The sequence below is a fragment of the Cytophagia bacterium CHB2 genome (assembly GCA_030263535.1).
In the GTDB taxonomy this organism is placed as follows: Bacteria; Zhuqueibacterota; Zhuqueibacteria; order Zhuqueibacterales; family Zhuqueibacteraceae; genus Coneutiohabitans.
In genome coordinates this window covers 1-10,192 of record SZPB01000329.1, presented here as the reverse complement: position 1 = coordinate 10,192, position 10,192 = coordinate 1, and the positions used below count along the sequence as shown (strand labels likewise).

4 protein-coding genes and 1 pseudogene are annotated in these 10,192 nt (G+C 53.1%); 4 read left to right on the top strand and 1 reads right to left on the bottom strand.

What is annotated here, in order from left to right:
* Nucleotides 1–1,708 (bottom strand): DEAD/DEAH box helicase (locus FBQ85_23675; GenBank protein MDL1878139.1); only part of this gene is annotated, 1,708 nt, incomplete at its 3' end.
* Nucleotides 1,709–2,463: 755 nt separating this feature from the next.
* On the opposite strand from FBQ85_23675, the pseudogene FBQ85_23670 reads away from it, so the two are divergent.
* The 4 genes and pseudogenes from FBQ85_23670 (at nt 2,464) to FBQ85_23655 (ending at nt 9,955) form a co-directional block, all read left to right on the top strand.
* A pseudogene (locus tag FBQ85_23670) lies at nt 2,464–4,039 on the top strand (sodium/solute symporter).
* Between the two features lie 65 nt (nt 4,040–4,104).
* Nucleotides 4,105–5,778 (top strand): T9SS type A sorting domain-containing protein, encoded by a 1,674-nt coding sequence (locus FBQ85_23665; GenBank protein MDL1878138.1) that lies wholly within the window; start codon nt 4,105–4,107, stop codon nt 5,776–5,778.
* Between the two features lie 171 nt (nt 5,779–5,949).
* Complete coding sequence (locus FBQ85_23660) at nt 5,950–7,770, top strand: glycosyl hydrolase family protein (protein MDL1878137.1); 1,821 nt, start codon at nt 5,950–5,952, stop codon at nt 7,768–7,770.
* Nucleotides 7,771–7,978: 208 nt separating this feature from the next.
* On the top strand, nt 7,979–9,955 hold the full coding sequence (locus FBQ85_23655; GenBank protein ID MDL1878136.1) for a tetratricopeptide repeat protein: 1,977 nt from the start codon (nt 7,979–7,981) through the stop codon (nt 9,953–9,955).
* Nucleotides 9,956–10,192 lie beyond the last annotated feature (237 nt).

Below are 10,192 nucleotides of genomic sequence, written 5' to 3'. Positions count from 1 at the left end.
GGCCCATGCCGCCGTGAATGATGACAACCGCCTCGTGCCGGCCGAGCAGCCCGGTGATGCGATTTTGCAAATAATTCAACGTATCGCGGTGCTCAGTGAAGATCACCAGCTTTTGATGCGGTGCCCGCACCGGCTTTGAGGTGGCGTCCGCGTTGCGAAAGGGGGAATTGCCATCGCTTTCGTGGCCGGCCGTTGTCATTGGCATGAAGATTTCGTTAAGCAGACTCGCCAACTCGCGCCATTTCTTGTCTTCGCCGCTTCGTCCAACAGCAAGCGCCAACGCCTCCAAGCGCTTGAGTATTTCGATTTCTGCTTTCAATTCAGTGATCGAGCGCGCCGCCGTGGCTTGGTCCAGCACTTCTTCTTCAGCGGCTTCGACCTCGTGGTCGGGTGCGTCTTCAAGATCTTCGATATCCTCGGCATCAAGCAGGCTTTCGGGAATGGCCAGAATGGGCGTGACTTCGGCGCCGCGCTGGAGCAACTCCTGCTCACGCAGCCGGCTCTCGAGTCGCTCCCGGCGCCGGCGCAGCGATTGATAGATCGCCTCGGGCGAGGAGGCCAAACGGCGCTGCAGGATGGTGAGCGCAAATCCGACGGTGCCGGCACGCTTATCGTTTTGCAGGGCCTCAGCGCGATTGAATTCATCTCGCACGTAGTCGGTGACTTCCTTGTAGAGCTGCGCTTCCGCGTCGGAGAGCTTGTAGGCAACGGTGTAGGCAATGCGTTCGGGAAAGAGCGGCGTGGCATCGAACTTGAGCAGACTCTCTTTGACCATGCGCCGCATGAGATCGGTGACGTCCACGGCATGTACGCCATCGCGGAAACGGCCCTCGAAACGGTCGCCATCGAGCAGCGCCATGAAAAGCTGAAAGTCTTCTTCCTTGCCGTTGTGCGGGGTCGCGGTCATGAGCAGGAAATGCCGGGTGAGCGTGGAAAGAAGTTGTCCCAGCCGGTAGCGCTTGGTATACTTGGTCTCGCCGCCAAAGAACGTGGCTGACATCTTGTGCGCTTCGTCGCAAACGATGAGGTCCCAACGGCAATCCGGCGCCATGAGCTTATCCTGCACGTCTTCGTTGCGGGAGAGTTTGTCGAGGCGCGCGATAACGAGATTCGTTTCCAGAAACCAGTTGCCGGTGCGCGCGGCTTCCAGCTTGTCGTTGGTGAGAATTTCGAAGGGCAAATGAAAGCGGCGGTACAATTCGTCCTGCCACTGTTCGGCAAGGCTGCCCGGACACACGACGAGACAACGTTGAAGATCACCGCGGGCGATCAGCTCTTTCATCAACAGCCCGGCCATGATGGTTTTGCCGGCGCCGGGATCATCGGCGAGCAGAAAACGCAACGGCTGGCGCGGCAGCATGACTTCATAAACCGCAGTGATCTGGTGGGGCAACGGCTCAACAATCGAAGTATGAACGGCCAGGACCGGATCGAACAAATGAGCGAGACGAATGCGATGCGCTTCCGAGACGAGCCGGAAGAGACTGCCGTCGCCGTCGAAGCTCCAGGGCCTTCCCTGCTCTACGACCTTGAGCCGAGGCTCATCGTGGCGATAGAGCAGAACATTGGCGACGCGGCCGGACGGGTCTTTGTAGGTTAGCTCCAGCGCTTCGGAGCCGAACCACTGGGTATTGACGACCGTAATCAGGGCGTCGGGCAGGATGCCGCGCACCGCGGCGTGGGGAAGTAAGTCTTCGAGTTTGTTCATTCGGTTGCCCACCATTTCTTTTGCAATTCACTCGTTTGCAGCGGCTCGTCTACAAATATGAGTACTTAAGCCAGTATACCGGCATTGAATACGAACTGCGACTTTGAAGGGTTAACTATGCCTGATAATTCGATGGTAAGCAAAGCTCCGCGCTTGAATCACCTGTCAAAGCTTGCGGAAGTCAATTGTGAAAAATGTCGTTTTTGCGTGAATATCCATTCCGCGCATCACTTCGCAAATGCGGCTTTAAGCCAACGTAATTCTAGTTCGTCGGAAAAATTCGCCTACCCCAACAGCAAAAGGCTGGAAACTTAGTCGCAATCTAGCAAATTTTTTATCTGAGAAACAAGCGCGAATTATTGGAACAGTAACAAGCGAGTGGCTGCGTTTCCTAGTGTTCATACTTGGGATCGATAACGAGAGCTTAAGTCAAAGACTCTCATTGCAAACATACGCAAGGGAGAGGTTCGCAACGCATGACATGAACAACCGGTTGGCCTTCGCTGGCTTGACGCGACCGCCGCGATTATTGTGTTTAAAAGCAATGAACGTAACATTATCAATCCAATAATCCCCAGTTATCAATGTGATAACCTTCGCCAGCAGATGGCTCGAATTTTAGGCCTTATTTCAATAAAAATGTAATCGGTTGCACTGGCATTGTTATTGTCCTGCCCTCCAGAAAATTGGCAGCGCAATTCCCCCCGTGTCTCACATAAAGCAGCAAACAGACTTTCCTAACTCAGGAGCGGCTTATGACCGGCTCGCTTTCGACGCTCGATTTTGTCATTGTGGCGGTTTACTTCCTGCTCGTGCTGGCAATCGGTTTCTCCTTTCGCAAACGCGGCACGAATCGCACGGACTATTTTCTGGCGGGACGTCACGTCGGTTGGATCGCCATCGGCGCCTCATTGTTCGCCACCAATATTTCCAGCGAGCATTTTCTCGGACTCGCCGGCACCGGCTCGAAATCCGGTTTGGCGGTCGGGCAATTTGAATGGCTGGCGGTTTTGATTCTGCTGTTGCTCGGCTGGGTGTTTACCCCGTTCTATTTGAAATCCGGTGTCTTCACCATGCCTGAGTTTTTGGAACGGCGCTATAACCCGGCAGCGCGCTATTATCTCAGCATTGTTTCGATCATCGCCTATGTGTTGACCAAAATCTCGATCGCGCTTTATGCCGGCGGCATTCTCTTAAATGCGGTGGTCGGTTGGGACATGTACACCTCGGCCATCGTGATCGTGATCGCCACCGGCCTTTACACCATTTTGGGCGGTGCAGATGTTCATCTTGATCATCGGCTCGTTCGCGCTGACGTTCATTGGGCTGAATCGCGTCGGCGGTTGGGAGGCATTGGTAGCGGCCACGCCGGTGGATTTCTGGAGCATGTTCAAGCCCATGAGCGACCCGGATTTTCCCTGGACCGGCATTGTGTTCGGCGCGCCGATTCTCGGCATTTGGTATTGGTGCACGGATCAATATATTGTGCAACGCGTGTTGAGCGCGAAGAATCTCGATCATGCGCGCGGCGGAACGATCTTCGCCGGCTTTCTCAAAATCCTTCCGGTGTTCATACTCGTGCTGCCGGGCGTGATTGCGTATGCCCTGTCAGACGGCCAAGTGACCGGCGACAAAGCCTACGCCTGGATGGTTACGACGTTATTGCCCACCGGCTTGAAGGGACTCGTCGTTGCCGGTTTGCTGGCGGCGTTGATGTCTTCGCTCAGCGCCATGTTCAATTCCACCTCCACCCTGCTCACGATTGATATTTTCCAGCGCTTGCGGCCCGAGGCGGATGAAAAAGCCACGGTACGTTTCGGCCGACTGGCCACGGCGGCCATGGTCGTGCTGGGCTTGTTGTGGATTCCGTTTATCGGTCTGCTCAGCGACGAACGCATGTATGTTTATCTGCAAAGCGTGCAGGCCTATGTTTCGCCGCCGATTGCCGCCTGCTTTCTTTTTGGAATTTTGTGGAAGCGCGTCAACGGCAAAGGCGCCATTGCCTCATTACTCACCGGACTGGTGCTGGGCGCGTTGCGTTTCGTGCTGGAGATCCAACACAAAATTTCGCCATTGGCGAATGAATGGCTGAGATACCTCGCCACCGTCAACTTTCTGCATTATGCGGTTTTCCTCTTCGTCGTGTGCTCCGGTGTTTTGGTTGCCGTGAGTTTGGCGAGTGAAGCGCCGATTCGAAAAAAATTAACGCATCTGACCTTCTCGGAAGCGGGCGAAATCATGTGGGAACGCACGCGCTGGCACACCGTGAACGTGGCGGCCTCTGTCGTCCTGGTTATTCTTTTAATTGCGCTTTGGTGGGGATTTCGTTAATATTGCCGGCGTGCATGAGAAGCCAAATGTTGAATTCATGAAAAATAATATGTGAGGGTAGCACCATGAAAAGCGTAAGATTGGTAGGCCTGTCTTTACTGGCTTTCAGCCTGGCGCTGAAGCCAGCCGCCGCTCAAACCAAAGATCCCGCCGCACTGCACAAAGTTAATTTCACCTCTTCGAATCTACCGATCGTGGTGATCGACACCCACGGCCAGGCGATTCCCGATGAACCGAAAATCGCGGCTGACATGGGCATTATCTACAACGGCCCGGGCGTGCGCAACAACCTCACGGATCCCTTCAATCACTACAACGGCAAGATCGCCATCGAAATCCGCGGCTCCAGTTCGCAACAATTTCCCAAAAAGCAATACGGCTTTGAAACCAAAGATGCGCAAGGCGAAGATCTCGATGTGTCTTTGTTGAACATGCCGGAAGAAGCCGATTGGATCTTGTCCGCCTCCTACTCCGATAAAACGTTGATGCGCAATGTCCTGGCGTACAAGCTGGCGAATGATATGGGCCGCTATGCCAGCCGCACGCAATTTTGCGAAGTGGTGCTCAACGGCGATTATCACGGCGTGTACATGCTCATGGAAAAAATCAAGCGCGACAAGAACCGTGTGAACATTTCGAAGATGGAGCCTACCGACATTTCCGGCGACGCGCTGACCGGCGGCTACATCATCAAAATCGACAAGCTCGAAGGTTCGGATACCGACGGCTGGTATTCTACCTTCCTGCCTTATCCCGGCGCGTGGCAGAGGATTTACTATCAGTACGACACGCCCAAATTGGAAGATCTCGCGCCCGAGCAGATATCTTATATCAAGAACTTCGTCTTCACCTTCGAGAACTTGATGACCAAGCCGGAGTACGCCGATCCGCAAAACGGCTATGCGCAGTATATCGATATCGATTCGTTCGTCGATTACTTTATTCTCAATGAAATCTCGCGCAATGTCGATGGCTATCGCCTGAGCACGTTTATGCACAAAGATCGCGACAGCAAAGGCGGCAAGCTGAAAATGGGCCCGGCATGGGATTATGATCTCGCCTTCGGCAACGCGGATTACTACAACGGCGCGATGCTGGCGGACTGGCAGGTTGATTTTCGCGTGCAATCCGACGGCTTTCAAATTCCGTTTTGGTGGCAGAAGCTGCTGCAAGATTCCACTTTCACCAACCGCGTGTATGCCCGCTGGCGCGAATTGCGCCCAAACGTTTTGGAGATTTCGCGCGTCCACGCTTATCTCGATTCCATGGCCGCTTACATCGACGAAGCGCAAAAACGCAACTTCGAGCGCTGGCCGATTTTGGGTACGTACGTTTGGCCCAATGCCTTCATTGGACAAACCTATGCCGAGGAGTTGAACTACCTGAAAGAATGGCTCAATTTGCGCATGCTGTGGATGGAGGCGAGAATTCCCGGAAAGCCCAGCAGCGTTGACGAAAACAATGGCTTTGCGCCTGAAGATTTTATGCTGGAGCAGAATTATCCAAATCCCTTCAATCCTGCAACGACGATTGCATTTTATCTGCCGCGCAGCGGCCGCGTTTCTCTCAAAATCATTGATGTTGCAGGGCGAGAAGTCATGACATTGGCCGATCGGTTCATGAAGGCAGGCAGGCATGAGGCGACATTCGAGGCACAAGGAATTGCCAGCGGCGTGTATTTCTACCGCTTGCAAATGGGCGATTTTTCTCTCACAAAAAAACTTGTGCTCAGCCAATAGACACCGCCTGAAAACACCTCCGCCCGGGCGATTTCTCACTGCTGTGCAGACAATGTAGCGCGCCATTTATAGCGTTTTACATTTGTCTGCTGATGTTGTCATCCCGCCGGGCGAGATGACATCTTCGCTCAATCGCAAAACGCTGTAGAGACTAAACAATTGCAGCAGAACATGAAACCCATGACTCAAAAACTTCTCGCACGATTTGCGCTTGTCTTTTTGCTCCTCAACGGGATTGCGTTCAGCCAAAGCAAGCCCTATCGCGGCGCGGAATATCGCACGAAAGAATCCTACACCTACGGCCGCTTCGAAGTGCGCATGAAATCCGCCGCCGGCAGCGGCATTTTGACGACGTTGTTCACCTATCATGATTCCTCTCCGTTTTCCGTCGCAAATTGGAACGAAATCGACATCGAGATCATGGGGCGCTACTCCAACGAAGTGCAATACAACACCATCACGCCCAATCGCATCGATCATGTCCGCCGCCAGGTCGTGAAATTCAATCCGCATCTCTCGTTTCATGTGCATGCGTTCGAATGGACGCCCGACTATGTCGCGTGGTTCGTCGACGGTTACGAAGTGTATCGCCAAACCGAAGCTCACGTCGCGACGCTGACTCGGCCGCAAAAAATTATGATGAATATGTGGCAACCGACGGCCGTGGCCTGGGCCGGCGCCTTCGATCCCAACACTCTGCCGTTTTATGGCTATTATGATTGGGTGAAATATTACGCCTACACGCCGGGAGAAGGCGACAATTTCACGTTGCAATGGACGGATAACTTCGACAATTGGGATCAAAGCCGCTGGGACAAAGCCACGCACACCTTTGATGGCAACAATGCACAATTCATTCATGACAATATCGTTTTCCGCAATGGCTACATGATTCTTTGCTTAACGACGCCTGAAGCCACCGGCTATCGCGGCGGCACGATCATCGACCTCGACATCAATCCGCCTTATCTCGTCTGGGCCAGAGCGGAGGCAAACAGATTTCTGGTTTTCTTTTCGGAAGAAGTTGAAAAAGTCTCGGCGGAAACGATTTCCAATTATACCATAGCAGGCGCGACCATTCAGAACGCGAGCTTGCAGCCGGGCAATAAAGTGGTTGCACTACAAACGGATTCGTTGGATTTGACGCAAAGCTTCGTGCTGGTGGCCAGCGGCATCAAAGATCGTTCGCCGGCAGCGCTGCAAATGGGCGTGCAATTCACCAATGTTGCCAACAGCCTGGCGCTGCCACTCGCCTTCAATCTTGGCGGGAATAACGAGGCGGATTTTTTGCCTGATCGAACTTGGGATTATTATCAGGAATATGGCGCTTCCGGCGGAACCGCGCGCACGCGACCGGCGGGCACAACGATTTCAGGAACAAATCAGCCCGAGATTTACCAAACCGAGCGCGAAGGATTGAATTTTTATCGCGTGCGCGTGCCGGAGGGCAAGTATCGCGTCGCGTTGATGATGGCAGAATCCGAGCATGATCTCAGCGGCCAGCGCGTGTTTGATGTTTATGCCGAAGGCCGTTTGCTGGTTGATAATCTCGACGTCATCGCTGAAGTTGGAAAGAATGTAGCGCTGGAAAAAACGTTTTCAGATATCGATGTGGCTGACGGCGTGCTTGATTTTTATTTTGCCGCAGAAGCCGATGCGCCAACTTTAAGCGGATTGCTGGTTGAGCGCACAGCATCTACTGCCGTGCGCCAGAGTGAAATGCTTCCGGCAGATTTTGCTTTGGGAATTTATCCCAACCCGTTTAATCCTTCGGCAAAAATTACTTATTCCCTGGCAACGCCGGGGACGGTTGAGTTAACACTGTTCGACATGAACGGCCGACACATCCGAACACTGGCGCGGGGGTTTCGTCCTGCCGGCAGTGAGCAGATTCTTCTCGACGCGCGCGGCTTGAGCGCCGGCATTTATTTCGTGCGCCTGCAATTTGAAGGAGAGCTTCTCGCGCAGCACAAGGCCGTTTATCTGAAATGATGATTGGATGGCTCCTTCGAATTGTCATTCAGGCGAATCTTGTGAAGTTCTCAACAATTTGCCTGCAACTTCACAAGATCCTTGCTGGATGACATTCAAAGATGGATGATATTTTCAAGGTAGCAGTGTGCGAGTAAAGTTCAGGCTACGGCCGAGCCGTAGCCGATCCGTTCATTCGAAAATCAAAACAACAAGTCACGGCCAAGCCGTGACTGAACTATTTCGCATGAATCGCCGAAAAAAAAACGTCTTCTCCCTCTTGATGGCGCTGTTGCCCATCGCGATCCTGGCTCTTCTTGAGCTGGTTTTGCGCGTCTTCGGCGCATTCCGCCAGGAGCCGTTTATCCTCGAAACGACTCACAAGGGCAAAGAGTACTACCAATTCAACCAATGGGTTGCCAAACGCTATTTCGATCCCCGCAAAGTCTCGGTGCCGGGATTGCAGCCCGAGAAATTCCTCAAAGAAAAAACCTCTAAAACCTTTCGCATTGTTTGTCTGGGCGGTTCCACCACTGCCGGTTTTCCCTTTGATTGCCAGGCGCCGTTTCCGGTGCAATTGCGCTATCTCCTAACGCAAGCCTATCCCGATTATCACTTCGAGGTACTCAACGCCGGCATCTCCGCGGTGAATAGCTTCACGGTGCTCGACTTGCTGCCGGATATTCTCGCGGCCTCGCCGGATTTGATTCTCGTTTACATGGGGCACAATGAATTTTATGGCGCATACGGCGCCGCTTCAACAGTGTCTCTCGGGCAAAACGGCGGCCTGATTCGTCTCTATCTCAAACTTCAAAAACTGCATCTCGTGCAAATGCTGAAGCGCGCCGTTTCGGCGTTGCGCCGCGCGCCGGAAATCAAACCGACCAATAAAACTCTCATGGCCGGCGTGATTCGCGATCAAGAAATTCCACTCGGCTCGGAAAAATATCGCGCCACCCTTTCCAACTTCGAAGATAATCTGAACATCCTTTTAACCGAGTGCACCGCGCGAAACGTGCCGGTGATCTTGAGCAATCTCGTCTCGAATATTCGCGATCTGCCCCCGTTTGCGAGCGCACAACCACAGGCGGCCAGCGCCGTTGTCGCGCAGGAATATCGCGCCCAGATAACGGCCGGTGATCAACTCATGCAGCGCGAAAACTTTGCCGCAAGCGCAGAGGCTTATCACAAAGCCTTGACACTCGATTCCGCCGCAGCAAATCTCTGGTATAAATTAGGCCGGGCCTATCTTACGCAGCATGATTCTGCCGCGGCCCGGTATTTTTTGACCGGCGCGAAGGATCGTGATGTCATCCGCTTCCGCGCCAGCGAACAAGTGAATCACATCATCGCCGCGGCAGCAGCGCGGCATAAAGCTTCATTGGTCGATATGCAGCAGGTTTTTGCCGCGCGCTCGGCGCAAGGGTTGATCGGGAACAATATCATGGTCGATCATCTCCATCCCGACCCGAACGGCTACTATCTCATGGCGAAGACGTTTTATGACGCGATCAATGCTTCCGGTTTACTGAAACAACGCAACACCAACTTTACGCCGGATGAACATCCCTATTTTGTCACGGATTTGGATTGGGACATTGGCCGCCTCAAAATTTTTGAGATGATTCATCGCTGGCCGTTTCCAGAGAAAGCGGTGACGCTCGCGGATTACAAGCCGCGCGGCGACCCCGCAGCCGTGCCCATTGCGCGGGATTATCTTTTCGTCGACAACGTCTGGTCGCGCGCGCATTACAAAATGGCGGAGGATTATTTGCGCCGCCAGGATTATGCGCGTGCGCGGCGGGAGTATTTGGCGGTGAGCGTGTATGCGCCGGACGATCCCTATCCCTACCAACAAGTCGCGAAAACGTACGAGATCGAAAAGAATTGGAATCAGCGTGAAGCGTTTTTGCAAAAAGTGCTGCCGCTCTCCGAGCAAAAAGGCATGATCCTCTATCAAATCGCGCTGGCGCAGTGGCAGCAAAAAAATTTTGACGCCGCCTGCCAGTTCATGGCGCAGGCTCTGAATCATCCGGACTTGAGTCGCGCCGAGAAACAAAACGCGCGCTTTTATCTCGCCGGCTTTTATACTGACGCCCAAAACGTTGATATGGCCAAGAGGGTATTGGTCACGATGCTCGAAGAAGATCCCGGCTTTCAACCGGCGAGGGTCTTTTTGCAGCGGCTCAGCGCCACGCACGAGTAGGCGATTAGCTTTTTAAAGTTAGAATAAAATTCTGAAAGTTTATGGCAGGATAATTTGTCGGCAGAACGATTTGAAATAATTCTGCCGATAAATCATCCTGCCAAAGTTTTTTTCGGCGATGCTCGGTGACTTCGGCGTATTTCGGTGGAAAAACTTTATCGCCAATGGTCACCGAGTTTCACCGAATAGTTTTTTGTTGCTTCGCAGAAGCTTTGATTTGCAGCTTGTCTGCAAATC

Excerpts from the sequence above, each read along its gene's own strand:
- FBQ85_23665 (MDL1878138.1), top strand. The coding sequence starts at position 4,105 with ATGAAAAGCGTAAGATTGGTAGGCCTGTCTTTACTGGCTTTCAGCCTG.
- FBQ85_23660 (MDL1878137.1), top strand. The coding sequence starts at position 5,950 with ATGAAACCCATGACTCAAAAACTTCTCGCACGATTTGCGCTTGTCTTT.